19 protein-coding genes and 1 tRNA gene are annotated in these 25,502 nt (G+C 37.1%); 8 read left to right on the forward strand and 12 right to left on the reverse strand.

The genetic code is table 11. The annotated features are described in order from the left end of the window. Window positions 1-498, reverse strand: coding sequence for an SRPBCC family protein (locus tag ACZ1GR_RS00220; protein WP_472610276.1), 498 nt, complete (start codon window positions 496-498; stop codon window positions 1-3). 216 nt (window positions 499-714) lie between these two features. Here ACZ1GR_RS00220 and ACZ1GR_RS00225 point away from each other — a divergent pair, with 216 nt between their 5' ends. Next, a complete protein-coding gene (locus tag ACZ1GR_RS00225; protein ID WP_472610277.1) occupies window positions 715-1,560 on the forward strand; it encodes a DUF2911 domain-containing protein in 846 nt (281 codons plus the stop codon). Here ACZ1GR_RS00225 and ACZ1GR_RS00230 read toward each other — a convergent pair. The 8 genes from ACZ1GR_RS00230 to ACZ1GR_RS00265 form a co-directional block, all read right to left on the reverse strand. Next, a complete protein-coding gene (locus ACZ1GR_RS00230; protein ID WP_472610278.1) occupies window positions 1,512-2,036 on the reverse strand; it encodes a hypothetical protein in 525 nt (174 codons plus the stop codon). The two genes, ACZ1GR_RS00225 and ACZ1GR_RS00230, sit on opposite strands and share 49 nt — an antisense overlap. Window positions 2,037-2,124: 88 nt before the next feature. Beyond that, window positions 2,125-3,858, reverse strand: coding sequence for a sodium:solute symporter family protein (locus tag ACZ1GR_RS00235; RefSeq protein WP_377766689.1), 1,734 nt, complete (start codon window positions 3,856-3,858; stop codon window positions 2,125-2,127). 109 nt (window positions 3,859-3,967) lie between these two features. Then, window positions 3,968-6,505 (reverse strand): PIG-L family deacetylase, encoded by a 2,538-nt coding sequence (locus ACZ1GR_RS00240; RefSeq protein ID WP_472610279.1) that lies wholly within the window; start codon window positions 6,503-6,505, stop codon window positions 3,968-3,970. A gap of 76 nt (window positions 6,506-6,581) precedes the next feature. Next, on the reverse strand, window positions 6,582-7,133 hold the full coding sequence (locus ACZ1GR_RS00245; protein WP_472610280.1) for a mechanosensitive ion channel domain-containing protein: 552 nt from the start codon (window positions 7,131-7,133) through the stop codon (window positions 6,582-6,584). Further along, window positions 7,130-8,089: a septum formation inhibitor Maf gene (locus ACZ1GR_RS00250; RefSeq protein WP_472610281.1), complete on the reverse strand. Its 960-nt coding sequence runs from the start codon at window positions 8,087-8,089 to the stop codon at window positions 7,130-7,132. Before ACZ1GR_RS00250 ends, ACZ1GR_RS00245 begins: the two co-directional genes overlap by 4 nt. Window positions 8,090-8,124: 35 nt before the next feature. Beyond that, the gene (locus ACZ1GR_RS00255; protein ID WP_472610282.1) at window positions 8,125-8,724 is read right to left on the reverse strand and encodes a Maf family nucleotide pyrophosphatase; all 600 of its coding nucleotides are present in this window, start codon (window positions 8,722-8,724) and stop codon (window positions 8,125-8,127) included. After that, window positions 8,717-9,244, reverse strand: a complete 528-nt coding sequence (locus ACZ1GR_RS00260) for a KdsC family phosphatase (protein ID WP_472610283.1) — start codon at window positions 9,242-9,244, stop codon at window positions 8,717-8,719. The genes ACZ1GR_RS00255 and ACZ1GR_RS00260 overlap by 8 nt, the downstream gene beginning before the upstream one ends. Next, window positions 9,228-10,190, reverse strand: coding sequence for a Rossmann-like and DUF2520 domain-containing protein (locus ACZ1GR_RS00265; protein ID WP_472610284.1), 963 nt, complete (start codon window positions 10,188-10,190; stop codon window positions 9,228-9,230). The genes ACZ1GR_RS00260 and ACZ1GR_RS00265 overlap by 17 nt, the downstream gene beginning before the upstream one ends. Between ACZ1GR_RS00265 and ACZ1GR_RS00270 the strand changes: the two genes are divergently transcribed. The 4 genes from ACZ1GR_RS00270 to bshB1 all read left to right on the forward strand — a co-directional run bounded on the left by ACZ1GR_RS00270 (window position 10,120) and on the right by bshB1 (window position 16,842). Continuing rightward, window positions 10,120-13,290: a cytochrome c biogenesis protein gene (locus ACZ1GR_RS00270; RefSeq protein ID WP_472610285.1), complete on the forward strand. Its 3,171-nt coding sequence runs from the start codon at window positions 10,120-10,122 to the stop codon at window positions 13,288-13,290. The two genes, ACZ1GR_RS00265 and ACZ1GR_RS00270, sit on opposite strands and share 71 nt — an antisense overlap. 164 nt (window positions 13,291-13,454) lie before the next feature. After that, window positions 13,455-14,867, forward strand: coding sequence for an MATE family efflux transporter (locus ACZ1GR_RS00275; RefSeq protein ID WP_472610286.1), 1,413 nt, complete (start codon window positions 13,455-13,457; stop codon window positions 14,865-14,867). 83 nt (window positions 14,868-14,950) lie between these two features. After that, window positions 14,951-16,120, forward strand: coding sequence for a trans-sulfuration enzyme family protein (locus ACZ1GR_RS00280; protein WP_472610287.1), 1,170 nt, complete (start codon window positions 14,951-14,953; stop codon window positions 16,118-16,120). Continuing rightward, window positions 16,120-16,842, forward strand: coding sequence for a bacillithiol biosynthesis deacetylase BshB1 (bshB1, locus tag ACZ1GR_RS00285; RefSeq protein WP_472610288.1), 723 nt, complete (start codon window positions 16,120-16,122; stop codon window positions 16,840-16,842). Before ACZ1GR_RS00280 ends, bshB1 begins: the two co-directional genes overlap by 1 nt. Here the strand turns inward: bshB1 and ACZ1GR_RS00290 are convergent. Both ACZ1GR_RS00290 and ACZ1GR_RS00295 read right to left on the reverse strand, forming a co-directional pair. Beyond that, window positions 16,839-18,923: a tetratricopeptide repeat-containing sensor histidine kinase gene (locus tag ACZ1GR_RS00290; protein ID WP_472610289.1), complete on the reverse strand. Its 2,085-nt coding sequence runs from the start codon at window positions 18,921-18,923 to the stop codon at window positions 16,839-16,841. The two genes, bshB1 and ACZ1GR_RS00290, sit on opposite strands and share 4 nt — an antisense overlap. A gap of 132 nt (window positions 18,924-19,055) precedes the next feature. Next, window positions 19,056-21,059: a sensor histidine kinase gene (locus tag ACZ1GR_RS00295; RefSeq protein ID WP_472610290.1), complete on the reverse strand. Its 2,004-nt coding sequence runs from the start codon at window positions 21,057-21,059 to the stop codon at window positions 19,056-19,058. 126 nt (window positions 21,060-21,185) lie between these two features. Here ACZ1GR_RS00295 and ACZ1GR_RS00300 point away from each other — a divergent pair. After that, window positions 21,186-21,262: transfer RNA gene (locus ACZ1GR_RS00300), tRNA-His, on the forward strand. Window positions 21,263-21,316: 54 nt separating this feature from the next. Here ACZ1GR_RS00300 and ACZ1GR_RS00305 read toward each other — a convergent pair. After that, window positions 21,317-22,879, reverse strand: coding sequence for a M28 family metallopeptidase (locus ACZ1GR_RS00305; protein ID WP_472610291.1), 1,563 nt, complete (start codon window positions 22,877-22,879; stop codon window positions 21,317-21,319). 120 nt (window positions 22,880-22,999) lie between these two features. Between ACZ1GR_RS00305 and ACZ1GR_RS00310 the strand changes: the two genes are divergently transcribed. Together ACZ1GR_RS00310 and ACZ1GR_RS00315 are read left to right on the forward strand one after the other, a co-directional pair. Then, window positions 23,000-23,914, forward strand: a complete 915-nt coding sequence (locus ACZ1GR_RS00310) for a dihydrodipicolinate synthase family protein (protein ID WP_472610292.1) — start codon at window positions 23,000-23,002, stop codon at window positions 23,912-23,914. Beyond that, a complete protein-coding gene (locus ACZ1GR_RS00315) occupies window positions 23,911-25,497 on the forward strand; it encodes an aldehyde dehydrogenase (NADP(+)) (protein WP_472610293.1) in 1,587 nt (528 codons plus the stop codon). Before ACZ1GR_RS00310 ends, ACZ1GR_RS00315 begins: the two co-directional genes overlap by 4 nt. Window positions 25,498-25,502 lie beyond the last annotated feature (5 nt).

Raw genomic sequence — 25,502 nt, forward strand, 5'->3', positions numbered from 1 at the left:
TTATATCGATTTTAATTCTAGACTGTTCTTTTTGCCTTCAAGCTTACCGAACAACTCGTTAAGCTTTGTTTCGCGGTACTCGAAGATTTGTTGTAATTGTTTTTTTACCACCAAAGGATAGGCCAATTGCCCCAAAAACCCGAGAGGAATTTTATAATCAATAATGTCTTCCATTTCTACCCCACCATCAATTTCTTTTATAAAGTGCTTGTGGTGCCATAAGGCGTAAGGGCCAAAACGCTGTTCATCTACAAAATATTCGCCTTCTTTTACATGGGTAATTTCAGTAACCCATTTGGTACTATATCCTGCGAAAGGTTTGACTATATATTGTATAATCTGCCCTTGAAACATGGGCCTGTCAGCCCCATCCAAAATTGTAAAACCCATGTGGTCTGGTGTTATTACGGCTAAGTTTTTGGGGTCAGATAAAAAGATCCAAGCTTCTATCTTAGAAATTGGTAAGGCCTGTTTGGCTTTTAATTGGTAAAGTTTCATAAAAGAATTTTAACAAAGATAATTGTAATTTTGTTTAATTTGAAATAAAAAAAGTTAAACAAAAATTAATAAACTTTTCAGCTCAGAAAAAAAGGTTGACTTGGCAAGACCTACTCATTTTTCAAATTAACATGGCTTGTTATTTAAGCATTTGTTAACATATCTAGCTTTTCATTATAACTAGTTTTGTTTTCTAATCGATTAAACACTGATATCATGAAAAAATTAGTATTATTTTCTTTTGTGGCCTTATTGACTTGTACCTTGAGTGCACAGATAACTACGCCACAACCAAGTACCTCTTCAAAAATTTGGCAAACGGTAGGTTTAACAGAGGTTACTGTTGATTATTCTAGACCATCAATGCGTGGTAGAACAATTTATGGTGATCTTGTACCTTTCGGTAAACTGTGGAGAACAGGAGCGAATGCCTACACAAAAATTAGTTTTGATAAGGATGTCACTATTGCAAACCAAGACGTTAAAGCTGGTACATACTCAATTTTCACAAAGCCTGGAAAAGAGAATTGGGAAGTATTCTTTTACACTGATATCCAAGGTGGAGGAACCCCAAGAAATTGGGACGATGCAAAGGTAGTAGCAAAAACTACGGTTCCAGTTTATAAAATGGATATGCCCGTAGAAACATTCACAATAACTATTGATGATGTTACCAATAATGGTGCTAATCTTGGTATTATTTGGGAGAACACTTATGTGGCAGTTCCTTTCGGAGTTAAAACAGATGCCGAGGTAGTAAAGAGTATCGAAAAAGTAATGGCGGGACCTTCAGCAGGTGATTATTATGCAGCTGCTGTATATTATGCCAATGAAGGCAAAGATATTGGAAAAGCTAAAGAATGGATGGACAAGGCTATGGCCATGGTTGAAAAACCAGCTTTTTGGCAGCTAAGACAACAGTCGCTAATTCTAGCAAAGTCAGGTGATAAAAAAGGCGCAATAGCGACTGCGAAAAAATCACTTGCCGCTGCCGAAGAAGCAGGCAATATGGACTATGTTAAGATGAATAAAGACTCGCTGAAAGAGTGGGGAGCTTTATAGTTAAAACTTAATTTTCGAATTGAACCCTGGCAATTGTTGTCAGGGTTTTTACTTTCCAATATAGTACAGTCCAAAGTCTTCCAATTAGATTTTTTGACAATTTCGGTTTCGTTGAAACTTTCTCCATCACCTTTTTGTTCGAAAACCAGGTTCTGAACATAGCACTTATCTTCTTTATTTGCTATCACTGAGGCGCTTCTAGACCTCGCAACTATTTGCCCGTATTCGTTAAAAGTTAATGCCCATCTTTTACTTGTAATAATAACTTCAGCAACTATGAATTCTGCATCCCTTTCATTTGCAGTTTTGATAAAATCTAGTTCCAAGGCCGTTTCATAGAGTACTGCATTTGGCAAAACATCGACCTTGTCATAATGTTTGGGTACGGTCACCTGTTGTGCTATAGATTCCGATTTGCCAACGGAGTTACATGAAACAAGAATTGTAATACAAAGTAATGAGACTATTTTATGCATAACTGGTTTTTTATGCTAAAGTAGTCGGGATGGTAACCCACATAAACCCTGTTTTCAGGGATTTTGCTAATCGTGCATTCTTAGAATATTAAACTTCGATAGGCGGTTTACGCAAGGTGCGGTCAAAAGCTTCGATAAGGGCGGCAACAGCGATAACGAGTCCGCAACCAATGGCATTAAGCCATAGATAGCCTAGTTTTTCTTGTCCACTTTCGTAAGGCGCAATCAAAACAAAGTATAGGATAAAGATGATAATCTGGGTGATAATTGCTGCGACAAATACCGCGTTACCTTTTACAAATTTGAAGAAAAACGCCAATAGAAATATGCCCAAAACGTTACCATAAAATATTGAGCCAATAATATTCACTAGCTGAATCAAGTTATCAAAAAGGTCAGCAACACAGGCAATAAGAATAGCGATAATACCCCAAATTAAAGTGAAAAATTTACTAGCGTTCAAGTAATGCTTTTGGGTAAAATCACCCTTTTTATTTCTTTTATACAAGTCCAAGGCCGTTATAGTACCAAGTGCATTTAATTCAGAAGCAGTTGAAGACATTGCTGCAGATAAAATAACCGCCAATAGCAGGCCTACGAGGCCTATTGGCAAGTTGTTTAAAATGAAATGAATAAATACATAATCTTTATCATTGGTCTGCACGTTTTCATCTGCCTTACTAATTAAATCTTTTGCCGTGTTTCGCCCAGCCATTTCTGATTTGTTAACCGCAATAACATCTATTTTGGCCTGTTCTATCGCATTTAAATCTTTAAGCTTGAGCGCCGAAGAAAACTCGCTTTGTGCCATTTTCTTTTCTAATTGTAATTCGATATGACCTTCTTGTAATGCTTTATAGTCTTCTGAATACGCTGAGTTTAAAACCGCTTCGGTAGCCGCTGGATTAAAATTTAGGGGAGAAGGATTATACTGGTAAAAGATAAATACCATAACACCCACCAAAAGAATAAAGAATTGCATGGGAATTTTAAGAATGCCGTTGAAAATTAGGCCAAGTTGACTTTCCCTAACCGATTTTCCGGATAGATAGCGCTGTACCTGGCTCTGATCGGTGCCAAAATAGGCCAGCATTAAAAAGAAACCACCGGTAATACCGCTCCAAAAGGTATATCTATTTTTTGGATCAAAATCGAAGTTTAAAATATTCAGCTTGCCATTTGCACCAGCAAGTTTTAAAGTTTCGCTAAAGGAAATGTCGGACGGAAGACTACCTAAAATAAAAAAGAAAACAAAAAACATCCCTGTCATAATTACGAACATTTGTTGCTTGTGCGTCACGCTCACCGCTTTTGTGCCACCAGAAACGGTATATAAGATTACAAGAACTCCAATTATAATATTTAAGGTCAGTAGGTTCCAACCTAAAACTGCCGATAAAATTATGGAGGGTGCAAATATGGTTATCCCAGCTGCCAATCCACGTTGTATGAGAAAGAGAATAGCTGTTAGGGTCCTGGTTTTTAAATCAAAACGTTTTTCTAAAAGTTCGTAGGCCGTATATACCTTAAGCTTGTGATAAATAGGTATAAATACGCCGCAAATAACAATCATTGCGATAGGAAGACCAAAATAGAACTGAACAAAGCCCATTCCATCGTGAAAAGCTTGCCCGGGAGTAGATAAAAAAGTTATAGCACTGGCCTGGGTAGCCATTACCGACAGCCCTATAGTCCACCATTTGGTATCGCTTCCTCCTTTTACATAATCTTCAACGCTTTTGCTTCCCTTAGTTTTCCATACTCCGTATCCAACTATCGTCAAAAGAGTTCCTACAAGCACGATCCAGTCCAGTAACTCCATAAACTATAAATTTCCTTTCATTAAAAAGTAGAAAACCAGAATATAAAGCATGTTGAGGACTAACACGATGGTATATTCCTTTTTCCAAATAAATGATTCGGTATTGTCGCTACTTTCCTTTGATTCCATTTTCTGTTTGATGGTTTTCTTTTCCTATGGAAAGCATATTTGCAAATAATTTATAAGCCCCGGGAACACCTGCGGGCAGCTCTCTGAAAAAGCTCAAACCGGTATAAATATAGTTCCCTTTTCCGTAAGGTGCTACCAATAAACTTCCTGTTTTTGGATTTTCGCCCTCATCGTTCATAGACAAGATAGGTGTAAATTCTTTACTCCACTCATTCGGAAAGTATAAACCACGTTCTTGTACCCATCCATCAAAATCATTTTGGGTGATTGTATTAGGAAAATTAATCAATGGATGGTTCTTGGCCAATATTTCCACTTCTGCATTTTCATTGGTCACCCTATCACGAGAGATGGTAATAGGGTAGGGAGCTATATTTTTAAATTGCTCTCTCCAGCGCCCGGCGGTGTTGTATTGAATAATTAGGTTACCGCCCTCTTTGACATAATCTAGTAAAAAAGCTTGTTTAAATTTAAGTTCTTCAACCACGTTATACGCCCTAATTCCTACTACAATACCATCATATTTGCTTAGCGAACCTTCTTGAATATTGTTAACCGCTATAGTTTCTACGTTGTATCCTATCTGTTCTAGACTTTCAGGAACTTTATCGCCAGCGCCGACGACGTATCCAATATTATTTCCACTTTTTAGAATGTTCAAACGAACAACTTTTGTTTCTGAAGGCAGTAGTATGGATTGTTTAGGAACATGGTCGTAATTAATTTCGACCAACTTTCTAGTGTACGAGTTTCCATTTACCTTTATTACTGGAAAAATACTTCCTTCACTTTCTTGTTTTGGAGGGCTTACCTTAAAAAGAAAATTTTGGACATCATTTTTTTGAGCAATTTCAAAGTCGATTGAGGACGGACTAACAGACCAACCCTTAGGATGATTTAGAGCTACCGTGCCTGAAACCTTATCTCTACCTGCCCTGATTGAAAGCGTAATCTCTTTTGCACTGTTATCGGCAAATAAAATAACGTCATCTTTAAAACTGGATGTTACTTCTGGGAGCACTACAAAAGGTTCATAAATTTCACCTTTGTCCGGTTTTGAATAGTGATAGACTATTGGTTTTTTAAAGTTTAAAATGCTACCGTTAAAGTCCAACTCATAATTTACCATAAATGCTGGTGGAGTTTCTGGTTTACCGATTAAAGATTTGTCGCTTACCTCATACATGCCCAGACTTCCTTTTGTATTAAGCCAATATGGGGTCGTAAATGCCGCGTTCTTTGCAATGGTTAGATCGAGCTCTAAGCTTTCTTTCTTATTGGCAGCCAGATTTACCGTTTGCCGAATCGAAGCACCTGTGTTTTCGATTACCACAGCATTCAGTTTAATTTTAGAATCGCTTCGGTTTAAAGCCTCAACTACAATTTTTAAGGTCTCGCCTCTGGTGGCTGAAGAGCTAGATGCATTTGCCTCTAGATAAAGCCCCGAACATGCAAGAATAATATCCTTTAAATGCTCAGATTTAAGTTCTCTCCAATGCTTATCTTCAACCTTTTGGAGTAATGTATAGGCTTCTAGTAACTTAGGAATATGCGATGAAGGGTTTTTAAAGTCAAAATTCTTTTCAACTTCATATAAAATTTCACCAACTGCCTCACCGCCTTTCACTCTGGACCAAGTCGTATTAATACCATCAAAAATATTGTTTTTATTTTCTGGTAAATCACCTTTTAATAGTTCTATGTATTCATCTTGCGAACCTCTTGTTGATATGCGACCAAAACCTTGGCAAAGATGTTGACTGCTCGCCAAAGAAGCAATTTCATTATTTGATTTACCAAATGCAGGGTAGTAAACGCCAACATCCATTTTCAACATATTAGACTTGTCCACTTTATCAAATGCTTCTTGACTGCCATAACGCCACCATGAGGTATTGTAAAAAAGACGTTTAGGTTGCCAAACATCTGTACTTTTTAAATATTCTGGATATACATCTTTACTCGCTGCCAAATCAAAAGCCTCCATACTTAATATGGCAGAAGAGGTGTGGTGTCCATGGGTTCTGCCCGCTCTTCTATGGTCAAATCGATTTATGATTACATCTGGCTTCAAGTTTCTAATTGTCCAAATAACGTCTCCTAAAACTTGCTCTTTGTTCCAAATCTGCAAAGTTTCATTAGGATGTTTAGAGTATCCGAAGTCATTTGCGCGGGTAAATCGTTGTTCACCGCCATCAACTCTTCTTGCGGCCAATAATTCTTGTGTTCTTAATACGCCAAGCAATTCACGTAGCTCGGCACCGATCAAATTCTGACCGCCATCACCTCTTGTTAGCGATAAATATGCCGTACGCGCTTTGGTGTGGTTTGCTAAATAAGATATTAGTCGGGTATTTTCATCATCTGGATGCGCAGCTAAATAGAGTGCTGTACCCAAGAAGTTAAGCTTTTCAAGTTCGTGATGTATATCGTTAGATGATAGCTTTTTTGGAGTCTGGGCCGTAATACTTATACAGAGTAATAGATAGACTAGAACAAAAGCCCTTGTAGATTGCATAGTTGGTTATTTAATTATCCCCAAATATAGAAAGATTAGCTACCTAGAAGTTTAGATTTAGAACTTCTTTAACAGCCTAAAAATGCTGTTCGAGGTCTTCACCTGTAGCTACTTGTTTTTGAATGAGTACCACACCTTTTTGCAACAACAAATTGTTAGGATAGGTGAGTAGCTCGCCATCATCTTTTTTAAGATTGATATTAAAGGCTTGAATATCTATAATAATGGCTTCTTCAGGAAAGTCTTTATCGAGTATTCGAATTCTATCTCCAATTTTAAAAGGAAAATAAAAGAATAAGATAATACCGGCAGTAATATTGCTTAAAATAGACCAGCTGGCGAACAAGGCAACACCTAAAACCGCAAAGAAAGATGATAGAATAAGACCTAACTCCTTAAAGTCTACTTTCCAAATGAAAAGCAACGCAATAAGTATTAAAGTAATTAGGGCAAAGGTTAGGTACCTGCCTACCAAAACCGTTCTTACCTGATTGATATCGCTTTTACGACCAATACGTCTAATCGTTTTTACCAGTAAAAAACGAAGAAAAAGAAAAACAGCAAACGCAATTAAAGTACCTGCCAACTCACTTTGAAATTCTTCAACAAAGCTTTTTAATGCAATCATAGACCTAAACTATCTCTTAAGGCGATAAATTTATTTGAATTTTGCCTCCAATAGGGTGTTTTGATACTTTTTATTTTCGTTCCTGTTGAAGAAAGGATTTTTGCACTAGGGCCATAACCGCTCTTGAACTCTTCTTTCCAGCTTTCTATTGAATATGGAAAATCTGTTGTAAAATTAATGGTCAGTTTACGAATGTCGGCACCATAGTCGATGGTATAAGAACTCATTCCGTTCGCCGTTGTTAAGCTAGCTTTGGCCTTTAGCGCTTGCATATCTTGGTGCTTTGTTCTAAAAAACTCTAAGGATGGTACAATGTCAATTTCCCCAATAGGAAGGTTATCTGGGTTAATTCTAATTTTGTTCCATATTTCATTTTCAAGAATAGCTTTATTTAATTTTAAATTTTGGTCTGCCTCTCCTTCAAAATACGAATGTGATGTAAATTCAAATTCTTCCCTATTGTTCAGTTGTGAATAGACATGGCCACACCACTCTTGAACCGACAAGCTGGTTTTTAGCGCATGTTGGTTGTCATGAACGGGATAAAACGTGCTGCTCATTATAGAATAGGGGTAAATACCGGTTAAATATTTTTTAGTAGCATTTAGTTTTAGAACAGGAATATTGCTTGCATTACTTCCATCCGCTTTCACCTGAACTTCCGGTAGAAAAGGTTCCGTTACATAAATAAGCACAGCGGTTCCTTCTCTTAGTTCGCCATACCTCGCTTGCTGCAACTTGTATGATGTTATTTCAGCATTACCAGCATACCAATACTTTTTAAATGCTTCGGACAGCGGTTTTTTTGGAAATTTTTTTTCAACCTTTTTTGTTTCTTCTGTATTTAGAGCCAATTCCTTAGAAGTTGAGCCAGATTTTTCTTTACAGCCCTCAAATGTGACTATCGTTAATGCGAAAAGTACTATGAGAAGTTCAAATCGAATCCACTTTTTCATAACTAATGGTTTTTGCCAAAATTAACCAACAATACCTAGGCAACAATAGCCATTAACGTTTTGTAAACTAATTGGGTAGGTAAACCGACTACATTGGTGTAAAGACCTCTAATTTCTTCGATACCAATGAGTCCGATCCATTCTTGAATTCCATATGCACCAGCTTTATCATAGGGTTTAAAGGTCTCGATATAGTATGCTATTTCTTCAACGGTCAATTCGGCAAGTTTCACTTTGGTTGTAGCGCTAACTACTTTTTGTTGGGTTTTGGCAGTAAAGCATACCGAGGTAATAACTTCATGCCATTGCCCTGATAATTTTTTGAGCATTTCTTTGGCTTCAACTTCACTTTCTGCTTTGGCCAGAGATTCATTCTGATGCCATACAACGGTATCTGAAGTAACCAAAATTTCGTTGGTCTTCAATCTATCTATGAATACAGATGATTTTAGTTTAGCCAAATAAGAGGCTATTTCTTCTCCTTTAAGTTCTTTCGGATATACTTCTTCGACCGGTTTTAATTGTACCTCAAATTCTACTCCTAAATCCTCAAAGAATTTTTTCCTTCGAGGTGAACCAGAAGCTAAAATTAGCTTGTAATCCTTCAACTTTTCTGCCAGAGGATTTTTAGTCATTCGCGGCACTAAAGTTTGAATTCCAATCCCCACGTACTTTTAAAACCTGTTCTATAATATCTCGTACACAGCCTTCCCCGCCATTTTTATGGGAAACATAATCGCAAATCGATTTTACTTCGGCTACTGCATTTTGTGGACATGTCGCCAATTGCACCATCTTCATAGGAGGTATGTCAGGTACATCATCACCCATATATAGAACGTTTTCGGGTTTTATGGAATTAATATCAAGGTATTCATCTAAAGGTTCTTCTTTATGATGGGCACCTAAATAAATATCGGTTACACCAAGGGCCTTAAATCTATTACGAACCCCTTCATTATTGCCTCCGGAGATAATACAAACATTGTAACCTTTTTGCAACGCGGTCTTTAGCGCATACCCATCTTTGACATTCATTTTCCGAAGCATTTCTCCTTTAGTGGTAATAAGTAAGGTACCATCGGTAAAAACACCGTCAACATCAAAAATAAAAGTAGTTATCTGGTTGAGGTATTCTTTATAATTTTTCTTCATTTTGCTCTTTAATAGATTCGCTTATCAGCTGATATAGTTTCTTCTGTATCGGATTTTCTAGTGCGTCTAGGTGTTTTTGCATGGTTAAAATGTCATTACGTTTCGCAGGACCTGTTTGTGCTTTATCGGGACTCAAAAATCGTAATTTATTGGCAGTTTCAGATATAAGAGGTTTTAATAAGTCAAAAGGAAGTTCTTCTTTACTACAGATTTCTTGACCTATAACGTACATATGATTGGTAAAGTTATTTACAAAAACAGCTGCCAGATGTAATTTCTCTCGCTGCGCCGATGATACTAGATGTACCGTTCCAGAAATTTTGTGAGCAAGTACTTCTAAAATTTTCAAATCTTGTAAAGTATCGGCTTCGATGCATATAGGAGTACTACTAAAGTCAACTCCTTTTTTAGGCGAAAAGGTTTGTAGGGGATAAAAAACACCTTTTCTGGCTGCTACGACATTATCTTTAGAAACACTACCAGAGGTATGTACGACCAAACCTTCTTTATTTGCCAATAGCTTAGAAACTTCTAAAATGGCGTCGTCATTTACGGCAATGATATAAACATCGGCATCTATAATATTTTCAGGAACAGAAGTAACTGCACATTTAGCCTCAAAAGAAGATAGTGAGCGGATGTTTCGTCCAAAAACCTGTATTACCTGAATATCTTCTTTGGGGTAGAAAGCATCAAATAGATGGTGGGCCACGTTACCAGTGCCTAAAAGTACTACTGAAAGCATGTGCAAAAGTACAAATTTCATTACAGGAACATATTGAGAAAGAATTAACAATTTTGTTGAACTATTTAGTGTGGTTTGTTCATTTTCAAAAAGCAAAAACGCCGTACTTTTGCATGCCAAAGACAGATTTATGTTCGACTTGCTCAAGAAAACGCTTTTCTCCACTCGTTTAATGGCAGTTCTCTTCTTGGCTTTCGCCATTGCTATGGGTATTGGCACTTTTATTGAAACCTGGTATAGCACTGAAACAGCAAGAATATATATTTATAATGCCACTTGGTTCGAGGTAATCATGGTGTTTTTTGTCATTAATTTTTCCGGCAATATTTTTAGATATAATCTACTACAGTGGAAAAAATGGCCAGTTTTAATGCTGCACTTATCTTGGATTCTTATCATAGTGGGGGCAGGAATAACACGATATTTGGGTTTTGAGGGTATGATGCCCATTCGCGAAGGTAATGCCGAAAAGGTGTTCTACTCAGATAAAACCTACTTAACTGTTTTTGTAGATGGCGAGATTAACGGTGAAACGCGTCGAAGAGTTCTTGAGGATGATATTTTGGTTACTCCTGAAGGAAAGCGGTCGAGCCTACCTTGGAAATCTGATTTTAACGGACAGCCTTTTCAAATAGATTTTGTTGATTTTAAATGGGGCGCTAATAAAGAATGGGTTGCGGACGAAACGGGAAGAAATTATCTAAAAATAGTGGAGGCCGGTGATGGGCAACGCCATGAACATTATTTAGAGGATGGAAAAATTGCCAACATCCATAATATTCTTTTTAGCTTAAATAAAGAGACTCAAGGCGCTATCAATATATTCACTACCGATAGTGTTTATACTATCAAGGCTGCATTTGATGGAGGTTTTATGCGAATGGCAGACCAATTTAAAGGTGAAGTCTTCAAAGATAGTCTGCAACAACTTCAATTACGGTCGCTATATACCATGGCCGGAATTCAATTCGTAATACCAGAACCATTAACAAAAGGTAAATACATAGCAGTGCCATCAACAGTTCCGACAGCTAGAGATGGGGTTAAGGATACTTTGATTCTTGAGATAACGAGCAATGGAAAAACCAGCATTCAAAAATTAACTGGTGAAAAGGGTATGTCCGATTTTTCAGATAAATTTTCACTAGGTGAACTGGATTTTTCTTTGAAATATGGTTCCAAAGCTTACGAGTTACCGTTTAATGTTAAGTTGAATGATTTTATTGCTGAAAAGTATCCAGGTACTGAGAGTAGTTATAAATCTTTTATGAGTAAAATTACCGTTGAAGATGAGCGCTCTTTTGATTACGACATATTTATGAATCATGTACTTGACCATAAAGGATATCGCTTTTTTCAAGCTAGTTTTATGCCCGATGAAAAAGGGACTATTTTATCAGTAAATCATGATAGGTGGGGCACTTGGGTTACCTATGCCGGTTATTTTTTGCTATACATTGGCTTGATGGGTATTATGTTCTTTGGTAAAACGCGCTTCAAAGATTTGACTAAATTGTTGGATAAATTGAAGGCTAAAAAAGAGGCTTTATCCCTAATTGTATTTTTATTCTGTTCACTTGGTACTATTGCCCAAAATGCAAATGATGTTCACGCCCACAATGGCCTACCTACACAATTTCAGATAGACTCCGTTTTAAAGGCAACAACAGTCTCTAAGGAACATGCCGATAAATTCGGAACCTTAATTATTCAAGACGAAGGTGGGCGTATGAAGCCTATTCATACTTTTTCTTCTGAATTACTCCGTAGAATTAGTGGTAAAAATTCATATAAGGATTTAAACTCAAACCAAGTCTTTATCTCGATGATGCTAAACCCAGTGCTTTGGTATAACACTGAGTTTATTTCTCTAGGGGAAAAAGGAAATGATAGTATTAGAAAAATTGTTGGTGTAGCGAAAAAGCAGAAGTTTGTTAAGGCCACCGACTTTTTTGATGCTAAGGGCAATTATAAGTTACAACCTTATATTCGAGAGGCAACTTCTACGACTAATCCTAATAAATTTCAAAAAGACTTTAAGAAAGCCTCTGAACGGTTGAGCCTGTTAGATGTCGCTTTAAGCGGAAAGATGATGAAGATATTTCCCTTGCTGAACGATGAAAACAATAAGTGGATTGCTGCTGTCGAATATCGTTCGGGGCAGTTTCAGGTTCAAGACTCTTTGTACGCCAATTTTATGAATAATGCTATTCCGTATTATTTAAATACTGTTAAAAATGCCATTGTATCAGGTGATTATACAGAGTCCGATAAGTTGTTGGAAGCCTTTCATCAAAATCAGAAAAATCATGGGTCTGAGGTTTTGCCTAGCGACCAAAAGATTAAAACCGAAATAATCTATAATAAGCTCGATATTTTTAACCGTTTATACCAATACTATGTAATGGTTGGGGGGCTGCTGTTCTTCATTCTAATTTTTCGAATATTTAAGGACCGTGAAATATGGAAAGCAGCAACATACTTCTTTAAGGGCTTAATTATTTTGTTATTTGTTTGGCATACAGCGGGCTTGGTTTTGCGCTGGTATATTTCTGGTCACGCACCATGGAGTGATGCTTATGAAAGTATTTTGTATGTTTCTTGGGCTACTATGGGCATGGGTCTATTGCTTGGAATTCGAAAAAGTGATTTGACACTTGCAGCAAGTGCTTTTGTAACAGCCTTGTTGTTGTGGGTCGCGCATCAAAGTTGGGTCGATCCAGAAATTGCCAATCTACAACCGGTATTAGATAGTTATTGGTTGATGATACATGTTGCGGTAATTGTAGGAAGCTACGGCCCTTTAACCGTGGGTATGATATTAGGGGTAGTATCTTTATTACTGATTACACTTACTAACAAAAAGAATAAAAAACGCATAGATATTAATCTTAAAGAGCTCACCACAATTAATGAACTGGCTTTAACAGTTGGTTTAGTTATGCTGACCATAGGAAATTTTCTTGGAGGACAATGGGCCAACGAAAGTTGGGGTCGCTATTGGGGCTGGGATCCAAAAGAAACTTGGGCATTAATTTCAATAATGATTTATGCTTTTGTCCTACACATGCGATTGGTACCAGGCTTAAGGGGCAGATGGACTTTTAATTTTGCAAGTATCGTAGCTTATGCAAGTATTATGATGACTTATTTTGGGGTAAATTTTTATCTCTCTGGATTGCATAGCTATGCGAGTGGGGATCAGGTTATAACACCAAATTTTATATGGTACACGGTTCTTGGGGTTTTTGTTTTAGGAGGAATTAGCCTTTGGAGGTATAAGGTCAACTATTCAAAATAGAGCTGAAAATTGGAGTTTTAATTTTTTTTGCCATCTTTGTACCATTATGAAGTTATAGAAATTATGTATTCGATAGATGTCACGGTCGCAAGGCGATTTAATTAGCTGAAACACTTTTTCGGCTAAGGCATCATTTTCTTTTTACTAACATAATTTCAGTCATAATGACATCACAACGACAACCTTTATCAATAAAAAAACTATTCCATTATTTTATAAGTGCCGTAACAGGTAAAGAAACGGAGTTCACTTCTGGTAGTATTCGTAAGGCAATTTTCATGCTTTCCATCCCTATGATTTTAGAAATGATGATGGAGTCCATTTTCGCCATTGTCGATATTGCCTATGTTTCTCAAGTGAGCGTTAACGCAGTGGCCACCATTGGGTTAACGGAGTCCGTTGTAACTTTGGTGTATGCCGTAGCAATAGGGTTAAGTATTGCAGCTACAGCTGTCGTAGCGCGCCGAGTGGGAGAGAAAGATATTCAGGGAGCTCGAAATGCCGCAGTACAAGCAATATTTTTAGGGGTTTTAATTGCCTTGGTAGTAGGTATAATCGGTTTTTCATACCATAAAGAGATACTTGCCCTTATGGGGGCAGAACCCGATTTGATTGCCGAAGGGGCAGGGTATACCAAATGGCTCCTTGGAGGTAATATTACCATTCTTTTATTATTCTTGATCAATGCTATTTTTCGTGGCGCAGGTGACGCTTCCATTGCTATGTGGACCCTTATTCTATCAAACGGATTGAATATCATTTTAGATCCATTTTTTATATTCGGATGGGGTCCTTTTCCAGAATTGGGCGTTATGGGAGCAGCTGTCGCTACCAATATTGGCCGTGGATCTGCTGTTTTGTTTCAGCTTGGAATTCTATTTTTTGGTTGGGGCAAAATTAAACTTGTGCTAAAGGATATTTCAGTAAATATTGGTGTAATGCTAAACCTAATTAAAGTTTCCCTTGGTGGTATTGCACAATTTTTAATTGGTACATCGAGCTGGGTGTTTTTAATGCGTATCATGTCAGAATTTGGCAGTGAAGTATTGGCCGGGTACACTATTGCGATTAGAGTAATACTATTTACATTAATGCCCTCTTGGGGTATGAGTAATGCTGCTGCGACTCTCGTAGGTCAGAATTTAGGTGCAAACCAACCCGAAAGGGCGGAGACCTCTGTCTGGAAAACCGGCAAGTACAATGCTATCTTTATGGGTATTGTTTCACTTGCATATCTTCTTTTTGCCGAGCAAATTGTAGGGTGGTTCAATACAAATCCAGTGGTTGTCAAAAATGGGGCCCTCTGTTTACAGATTATCGCCTTGGGCTATATATTTTATGCTTATGGTATGGTCGTTACCCAAGCTTTTAATGGTTCGGGCGATACAAGAACACCTACAAGACTAAATTTAATTGCCTTCTGGATGTTTCAGTTACCAATGGCATATCTTTTGGCCTTAACTTTTGATTTTGGGGCAATGGGCGTTTTTATCGCTATTACGGCTGCCCAAGTATTTTTGGCCATACTTTCTATGATTTGGTTTAAGAAAGGAAGGTGGAAAACAATACAAGTCTAGTAATTGTTTGGCCTCCACAAATTCATAGCAAGTTTGTTACAAATGATTTCGTTAAATTTAAAAATTCAAAAAACGATTTCCTTATGAATAAAAGTTTTAAAGGAATTAATACGATTTGCACGCATGTTGGCGAAGTAAAAGATGAACAATTTAAAGGTGCTGTTTCCCCAATATATATGTCCTCTTCCTATGCTTTTGAAGAAGTTGACGTCAAAAGATATCCAAGATATTTTAATACACCTAACCAAGAAGCATTGTCCAAGAAAATTGCAGCTTTAGAGCATGCCGAGAGTGCTCTTATTTTTGGTAGCGGAATGGCAGCAATAAGTCATGCCTTAATGGCATTTTTAAAAGCCGGCGACCATATTTTATTGCAACAAACCTTATATGGTGGCACGTATAACTTTGCTGTGACCCAGTTTGAAAAATATGGTATTGAATACTCTTTCACTGAAGGTTGGACAGTTGAAGATTTTGAAAAGAAAATAAAACCGAATACTAAAGTAGTTTATATAGAAACGCCTTCAAATCCGCTTTTAACGATTACCGATATGGAAGCGGTGGCAAATTTATCCAAACAGCATGGGCTCATTTCTATGATTGATAATACGTTTGCTAGTCCTGTAAATCAGAATCCGATTGATTTTGGTATTGATATCGTCCTTCACAGTGCCACAAAGTATATGGGCGGACATTCAGATATTTGTGCCGGCGCGGTTGCGGCATCTAAAGAACACATTCATACGATTTGGGAATCCTCTATTTGTTTTGGAGGAAGTTTAAGTGACCAAACTGTTTGGTTGTTAGAACGTAGTTTGAAGACCATGGGGTTACGGGTAAAGGCCCAAAATGAGAATGCCCAGAAAATGGCAGAGTTTTTGGCTTACCATCAAGATGTTGATGCGGTTTATTATCCAGGATTGGGAAGTCATCCTGACCATGAAATCGCAAAAAAACAAATGAACGGATTTGGCGGAATGCTTTCTTTTGAATTAAAAGAAGGCATAAAGGCATCGGAGTTCATGAAAAATTTACAACTAATTAAACCTTCTATGAGCTTGGCCGGAGTGGAGAGTACGGTACTTTTACCCGTATTAACTTCGCATTCATTGATGTCGACCGAGGATAGGGCCAAGCAGGGTATCAAAGATGGACTAATCCGTTTTTCTGTTGGAATAGAGGAAGTAGAAGATTTGATAACAGATATTGAGCAAGCCTTGGCGCAGCTAAAGTCAAAAAAAGTTTTGGTATAATGAAGTTAGATATTTTGGTTTTTGGAGCGCACCCAGACGATGCTGAGCTAGGGGCAGGGGCAACTATAGCAAAAGAGGTGGCCAAAGGTAAAAAAGTTGGAATAATAGATTTGACCCGAGGGGAGTTAGGTACTCGTGGCACTGCTGAAATTAGGGATTCAGAGGCCAGTGCAGCGGCAAAAGTTTTAGGTATCTCCGTACGCGAAAATCTAGGCTTTGCAGATGGTTTTTTTGTTAATGATAGAACACACCAATTAGAAATAATTAAGATACTTCGTAAGTATAGACCAGAGATTGTTTTATGCAATGCTATCGATGACCGTCATATCGATCATGGAAAAGGTAGTAAGTTGGTCAGTGATGCCTGTTTTTTAAGCGGACTAAAAAAAATAAGCACCGAGCAAGATGATAATGGAGGGCTTCAGGAGCAGTGGAGACCTAATGTTGTTTATCATTATATACAGTGGAAAGATTTGGTTCCAGATTTTGTAGTAGATGTTACAGGTTTTATCGATAAAAAAACAAAAGCTATTCTTGCCTATAGCTCACAGTTCTTTGACCCAAACAGTAATGAGCCTGAAACACCCATTAGTAGTAAGAATTTTATAGACAGCGTGAATTATCGGGCCCGAGATTTAGGGCGATTGATAGGTGTTGAGTATGCCGAAGGTTTTACAGTAGAGCGTTATTTGGCCGTTGATAGTATAAGCGATTTAATTTAGCCTGCCTGTTTGTATTTAGACCTTTCTTTAGGGAGGGTGAAATAGAATATTGACCCTTTGTTAACCTTACTGTCTACCCATATTTTACCATTATTTTTTTCAACCATTTCTCGGCATAGTGATAAACCAAGTCCGGTTCCTTTTTCGTTATTGGTACCATAGGTGGTAACATTTGAATAATCGGATAATATTTTTTCTTGCATATCCAAAGTCATTCCTACCCCCGTATCTTTTACTTGAACTTTCCAGTGGTTTCCATCGTCAACCGTAGAAATAGTAATTAACCCATTTTCTGGGGTGAATTTTAAAGAATTGCTAATGAGGTTTCTAATTACAATATCTATCTGATTTTGATCCGCCCAAGCAATTGGGGCGTCTTTAATATGATTAATAATTTTGATAGATTTATTCTCGGCCATTTCAGATAATAACTTTATGTTTCTATCCACAAGATTGGTAATGGAGAAGTTTTTGGGTTTTGTCAATGAACCGTTCATTTGTGACTGCCCCCAAGACAATAAGTTGTTCAAGGTGAAGAATACATTGTCTACATCTGACTTTAATTTAGGAATGAATGAGTTCAGTTCTTCCTTCTTAATATCCCCATTAGAGAACATACGTAATAATTCTTGTAAAGCTCCGATAGGACCTCTTAAATCATGACCAATAATCGAAAAGAGTTTGTTCTTGGTTTTGTTGATTTCATTTAGTTCTATTTCTCGCTTTTGAATTAAGATTGTTTTATGGTTAAGTTTTCTGTTCAAACGTTTCTGCATGTTTTGACTACGGACTACGAGGAACACGATGGCGCCAAGTATCAGAACGATCGATAAGGTTGAATAGATTATGATACGCTGCTTGGCAAGAACTTTTTCATTCTCTTCGATAAGCAACTCCTTTTGTTTTTCATAGTTTAACTTGGCCTTTAAAAGTGATAAACTTTTCTTATTATCATCTCTTGCTAAAGAATCTGATAGTTTCTTATGTAACTCATGATATAGTAGGGCGTTGGTATAATCGTTATTCTTTTTACTTATCTTATAGAGGGTATTGGCGCAGTCTTTTTGACCATTAATAGAGTTTATTGCATTGGCCACTGCGTACCCTTTTTTAGCATATACCATTGCTAAGCTATCTTTTTCAAGACCTAAATAGGTTTGTGAAATTCCATCTAACATATCGATTTGACCCCTTTTATCATCTATTTTATCATGGATAAGATTACTCTGCTCGTACCAATATAAGGCCCATTTGTATTTTTTCTGGTCAAGGTAAATTCGTCCTTTAACTTCATAGGCAAAAGCCAGCCAATCAAGAATTTGATGTTTTTCGAAGACCGAGATACCCTTATTTACGTTAAACATTGCGTAGTCAAACCTTTTCATTTGCGAATAGGTCCATGCCATATTGCTAAAAGTCTGAGCTGACGGAATCTCCTCGCCAATTTCCTCATTAATGGTTACCGTTTTTTCGTAGAACATTAAAGCCTGTGCATAGTCTTTTTGAGATGTATAAAGACCGGCAATATTTTCATTTATTATTGATAAAAGGAATTTATCATCTATTTCGGTGGCCAAATCTATACCTTTTAGATAACTACTTAAAGCTTTAGAATAGTCTCCTAGATACCCATATTCACTAGCAATATTGTTTATTAAGTCGAGCTCTTGACTTTTTTTCATACCAGTTTTATCAATGGAGAGGGCTTTTTCATAGTTCTCTAGAGCGATTGCACTTTTACCTTTTTCAGAGTAGTAATTACCGTAAAGGGCGTAACCTTCAATAATACCATATTTATAATCTGTCGCTATGCTTAAGTTTAAGGCCTTCTTAGAAATTGTTAAAAGGCTATCCGAATTTGAAAAACGGTAATATTGACCAAGACTAATAATAGCTTTAATGTAAGAACTATCTTTCTCTGAAAACCCCTCTTTTAACCGTAATTCTCTGATAATATTGGAAACACTATCGATTTGTTGCTGTTGCGCGTGAATAGATGGTAGGGCAATACCAAAGAACATACAGAAGAGAATGTTCTTTAAAATGAATTTCCAAACAGTTTTTGGAATAAGCGTATTCATATTGACCAATGGTAGGTTTCAAAAGTAAATGTACTTTACATGTCGCTGGGGTACTAACAATTGTTGTGAACTACCGAATTTTGTGTGTTTTGACATTAAAAACCTGTATTTCGTCGATGTTTTTGGTATATTTCAGGTTTTAGGAATTGTAATTATAAAGCAACTTCCATCCGGTGAATTGGGTTCAATTTTAAGCAGACTATTATTTTTTTGAAGTAGTTCCTTACATATGGAAAGACCAAGACCTGTTCCCTTTTCATTGTTTGTGCCCTTGGTCGAATACATCTTATCTTGATTAAAAAGTTTGGAGTATGTATTTTCATCGATGCCAATGCCCGTATCGCAAATTTTAATTGTGGTATGGAGGGAAGTACTGTGAGAACAAATTTCTATTTCCCCATTATCAGGAGTAAATTTAATGGCGTTGCTTATAAGGTTTCGAAAGATTATTCTAAGATGCTCACAGTCGAAATCTACAATAGACTCCCCCGTTATTCTATTTCTTATTTGAATATTTTTTTTAAGGGCTTCATTGCTGAAAACAGCAATGGTATCGGTTACTATCTTTGTGATGTTCATTTTAGAAGGGTCGGCCCTTATGCCGTCCATTTGGCTTTGAGCCCAATAGAGTAGGTTGTTGAGGGTGAAAGTACTGTAATCTACATTATTTTGAATTCTTGGGGTTAAGGCTATCATCTCTTTAGGTGAAATAGCTTTGTCTTTAAATAATTCAAGTAGCTCTTTTAATGTATTTAGAGGTGTTTTTAAGTCATGGCCGATAATAGAGAATATTCTGTCCTTAGTGCTATTTATCTCTTTGAGTTTTCTATTTGCCTCTTTTTGATTCCTATTATTTTGACGTATGAGCATTGTTATGATCAAGGATATGATCAGCGCAAAAACGATAACCCGGTTAACCGATTTCTGTTGTGAGAGTTTTTTCTCATTTTCTAGTTTTATCCGTAGCTGCTCTTTCTCAAATTGTTGTTTAGCTCTTAAAAATTTTAGATTATTAATTTTACCAGCTTCATCTATCTTTAGACTTAGGCTGTCAAAGGCCCTTTGATAGGTAATCATTTTCACAAGATTTCCTCTTTGAAACTCTAGCTCCTTCAAATAAAAATAGGACTGTTTAATAAATCTTTGGTCGTTTATTTTTTCAGCAAGCGAGTGCATTTCAACGATATATGGTTCCGCCTTTTTTAACTCATTCTTATTGATATAAATTTTGGAAAAGAGCTCGTTTGCCTGCAGCTCATCCCTCGGGTTATCTATGAGTCTAAGTATACTGTCTGATTTAAGATTCCAACTTAGAGCGGTATCAAACATACTTTTGGCAACAAAGTATCTAGCATTCACTCTATAAGTTCTTGAGATCCATAAAAGATTTTGTGTTTTTGCCAAAAAGTCAATACTTTTATCTATGTAAACCCTTGCCATTTTCAAGTCTCCTTTGTCTAAGGCATTTAGAGCAATATTTGATTTTGTAATTGCCAGATCCATTGGGTCTCCCGATATATTCCAGAGACTGTCGGCAATAATATATTCTTCTTGAGCTTCATCGTACAAATTATTTGACCAATATACATAGCCTAGATTATGCCTTAATGTTGCTTCTGTTCTTTTAAGATTATTATTCTTGGCAATACTTATCGCCTCATAAGAGCTATCAAAACCTTTCTTTATGTCTTCATTAAAAAAATAGTTTAAAGACATGCTCTTTAAAAGTTCCACCAATAATTTTGGATGCTCGTTGATTAGTAATTGATTTTGAATTGATTTGTAGACCTCATTGGCTTTTTTAGGATTTCCGACATCAGAATAATAGTCTCCTTGTCGTATGCTGGCCTCTATTTCCCCATCAAAATAAGATATTCTTTGACTACTATTCAGAGCTTTGTCGGCGTAAAACTTTAAACTATCAGGGTTTGTAAACCGGTAAGAGTGTGCAAGTTTGTTTAAAATGGAAACATATTCTGTTGTCTCTACGGCGCTTTCGGAAAATAACTTGAGTTTTAGTTGTAAACTGTCTCTTGTATTGGTTTGCGATATTAAGTGGAAAGACCAAAAAAAGAATATCAGGATGAAAAACAGTCTTTTTTTAGCGATTGAATAAAAATCAAACAATAATATCATTAAATGAAACTCCCTATTTTACATTAAGTAAGGAAGTTAGTAATAATTGTACTTAATTTTTTATTAATCCAAACTTTTATTTTGAATGATAGAACAAAAAAAATTACATTTGCAACCGTTAAAATGGTGGTTGTAGCTCAGCTGGTTAGAGCATCGGTTTGTGGTACCGAGGGTCGCCGGTTCGAACCCGGTCTTCCACCCCAACAAAAATAAAGCCTCCTAATTAGGAGGCTTTATTCGTTTTCGAAGGTTTTTACTTATTTAGAAGCTTTATCCACTTCTGGTTTTTTATCCCTATTTGCTATTTCCCAAGCAGTATGAAATACTAGTCTGGTTCTGTTTTCTAGCAGGTCATAGTTTATTTTATCAGGCGTATCCCCGGGTTTATGATAATCGGCATGTGTACCGTTAAAATAAAAGATAATCGGAATATTGTTCTTAGCAAAGTTATAATGGTCACTTCTATAGTAAAAACGATTAGGGTCGTTTTCATCATTAAAGGTGTAATCTAATTCTATATTGGTGTATTTAGCGTTAATTTCTTCAGAAAGCTCATGAAGTTCGGTGCTAAGTTTATCTGATCCAATGAGATAAACATAGTTTCTATTACCTTCTCTTTTCGGATCGATACGACCAATCATATCAATATTTAAATTAGCCACTGTTTGCTCAAGCGGAAAAATCGGATTGTAATCCGTGTAATATTTTGAACCTAAAAGCCCTTTTTCCTCTCCCGTGACGTGAAGAAAAACAACTGACCTCTTGGGTCCGTTACCTTCTGTTACCGCCTTTTTAAAAGCTTCGGCAATTTCTAAGAGCGCCACACTACCAGAACCGTCATCATCAGCTCCATTATTTATCTGTCCGTCCGCGGTTACCCCGATATGGTCTAAGTGAGATGATATGATAAGATATTCGTTAGGCTTTTCAGAACCTTTGATAATTGCAGCAACATTTTCTGAGTCAATTTTATCGTTTGCACTTTGCACTTCCAATTGTAAATCTACAGGTAGCTTAGCGGGTTTGTTATCGCTATTGATATCATCTTTCAATGCAGATGCCGCTTTTTCGTTTAGAAGTACGATAAAGTTTTCTGATGTCTCAGCGGCAAGGCCCATTCTACCAGCGTCATTGGTTTTCATGTAATCAAAATAGCGCTTAAAACGGCTGAAATTTTGACCATCATAATACAAGGCTCCAATGGCCCCTTTAGAAAATGCAAGGGCAGATTTTTTACCCATTGCTTCTGACATATTGCTCCAGACCGATTTTTCATCAGAACCAGAAAGCACATAGGTGCCATCATCATTCATTGGTTCACCAGACTTTATTAACAAAATTTTGCCCGTAACATCTAAATTCTTGTAATCTGAGTAGTTTTCTTCTTCAACTCCATAGCCGACATAAACTATTTCTTGAGGATTACCTTGTGCCGAAGTAAATGTTAAAAGGTCTTCACCTAACTCATAGATATTTCCATTTATTTTGATGCTGCCTGTAGGCACTTTTCCAATTTCCAAAGGCACTTTCTGAAAATAATCACCATTGGTTTGTGCCGCGGGAACACCGAGTGTTTCATAGTGTTTCTTTAAATAGGCGATTGCTTTTTTCTGCCCGGGTTTGCCTGTTTCTCGGCCTTCAAACTCATCAGATGCATATGTATACAAATGCTCTTTCAATTCATCTTCGGTAATGGTTGCTGCATATGTTACAGGGTCTGCTTGCTGCACTGTAACAATATTCTCTTTAGTAGAAATAGTTTTTTGAGAAGAATTGCATGCAGCTACTAAACCTACAGCAATTAAAAATACTTTTTTCATTAGATAAATTTAAAAATGAAGTTGGCCAAAAATAACTAAAAGATTAATAAACTGATGATTCTCAGTTAATTTACTTTTCAAAGCTTTATGTATCTTGTTAAGAATTTTAAAACTGTAAAAATGTATTTCAATTGGGAGGGTGTTATGCCCGCTGTGACTACCAAATTCACGGATGACGATACCTTGGATTTAGATATGTTCGCCGTAAACATAAAGGCGCAAATTGATGCAGGTGTTCATGGACTTGTACTTGGCGGAACCTTGGGTGAGGCAAGTACGCTTACCGATGACGAAAAACGTGTTTTAATTAAAACAACTGTAGGTTTGGCAGATGGAAGGTTGCCTGTAATTATAAATATAGCGGAACAGTCTACGAAAGATGCTATCAAGGCGGCTGATAACGCCAGTAAATATGGAGCTGATGGATTAATGATGCTACCTCCAATGCGATATAAATCAACTGATTACGAAACTGTAACCTATTTTGAAACGGTAGCTAAAAGCACCGATTTGCCAATTATGATTTACAATAACCCAGTAGATTATAAAATTGAGGTAACCTTAGATATGTTAGATCAACTTTTAAAGCTTGACAATATTCAGGCGGTTAAAGAATCTACTCGAGATGTTTCTAACGTCACACGAATTAAAAATAGGTTCAAAAATCGTTTGAAAATTCTCTGTGGGGTAGATACTTTGGCCTTAGAAAGTATTCTAATGGGAGCTGATGGGTGGGTTGCAGGTTTGGTTTGCGCGTTTCCAAGAGAAACGGTAGCTATTTATGAACTCGCTAAAGCGGGAAGGATAGATGAGGCGATACGTATTTACCGTTGGTTTTTACCTTTGTTAGAGCTAGATATTAATCCGCAATTAGTTCAAAATATTAAACTGGCCGAGGTAGCTACGGGTATTGGAACAGAGAATGTAAGGGCACCAAGGCTTCCTTTACAAGGACCTGAAAGAGAACGAGTACTCGAAATCATCGAACAAGGAGTTAAAACTAGACCTGATCTACCAGATTACAAATCATTATGATTACAGGAAAAAATTATATCGGAAATAAGCTTTCCAGTTTAGGAAGCAAAACCTTCGGCACATTCAACCCAGAATCGAATACCGAAAATTATTGGAAGTTTTATGAAGCCTCTGATGCTGAAGTTGACGAAGCTATGCGATTAGCTCATGATGCCTTTAAAGTGTACAAAACTATGCCAGGGAAGCGAAAAGCTGATTTTCTAAACCAAATAGCCCTTGAGATAGACGCTTTAGGCGATGAACTGATAAAGGTATATTGCGAAGAAACCGGTCTACCTGAGGGTAGGGCAAATGGGGAACGCGCAAGAACGGTTGGTCAATTAAGAATGTTTGCGAATTTAATAGAAGAAGGTTCTTGGGTACAAGCAACAATTGATACAGCTTTGCCCGATAGAGCTCCTATGGCAAAGCCTGATTTACGAAAAATGATGCTGCCTCTAGGGCCAGTAGTGGTTTTTGGAGCTAGTAATTTTCCTTTGGCCTATTCTACGGCCGGAGGAGATACGGCAAGTGCATTAGCATCTGGCTGTCCAGTTGTGGTGAAAAGTCACCCCATGCATGCAGGTACTGGAGAATTAGTGGGCTCGGCAATTATAAAGGCAGCAGAGAAAACAGGAATGCCAAATGGTGTTTTTTCTAACCTCAATAGCAGCGGTATCGAAGTTGGCAAGAAGTTGGTAGAACATCCACTCTCGAAAGCAATCGGTTTTACAGGAAGTATTAAAGGAGGAAGAGCACTCTATGATATGGCAGCTAATCGTGAAGAACCAATACCTGTTTTTGCCGAAATGGGAAGCGTAAATCCAGTTGTATTTCTTCCTCGGGCATTAAAAGAGAAAGGCAAAACTTGGGCAAAGACCTACGCTGGTTCGATTAATTTGGGAGCAGGACAGTTCTGCACTAATCCTGGGTTGCTTTTTTCCGTAGATGGTCCTGAGTTGGACTCATTTATTGAAGAATTGGCCACGGAAATAGTAAAAGTAGAGCCTTTTTGTATGCTGAACCCTCAAATAAAGAAGAATTACCAGGCCAATAAGTCTAAAGTTCAAAGTGAGACCGGTGTGCAAATAAAAGCTAGTTTAGATGACAGTTCAGATAATTACGCAAATCAGGCATTGGCAGTAGTTTCGGGTTCTACATTTATAGCGAATAAATCATTGCAAAATGAAGTTTTTGGGCCGTTTTCGATGATTGTAAAATGCAGTAGCATAAAGGAACTCGAAAGTGCAATAACTGTTTTAGAAGGACAATTAACAGGAACTATTGTTTCTGAAAGCAATGAAATTTTCGACTATAAAGAAGTAGTTGCCGCTCTTCAAAACAGGGTAGGGCGTTTAATTTTTAACGGTGTTCCTACCGGAGTAGAGGTTTGTTCGGCTATGCAACACGGTGGGCCATATCCGGCATCGACTGACAGTCGGTTCGGTGCTGTTGGTTCACAGGCCATATACAGGTGGGTAAGACCGGTAAGTTTTCAAAATTGGCCAAATGAATTACTACCGCTGGAGCTTCAAGATGATAATCCACTCGAAATCAACAGAACTTTAAATGGTGATTTGATTCAAAACAATAGTAAACGATAATTGAA

Source organism: Croceitalea sp. W27 (assembly GCF_055693185.1).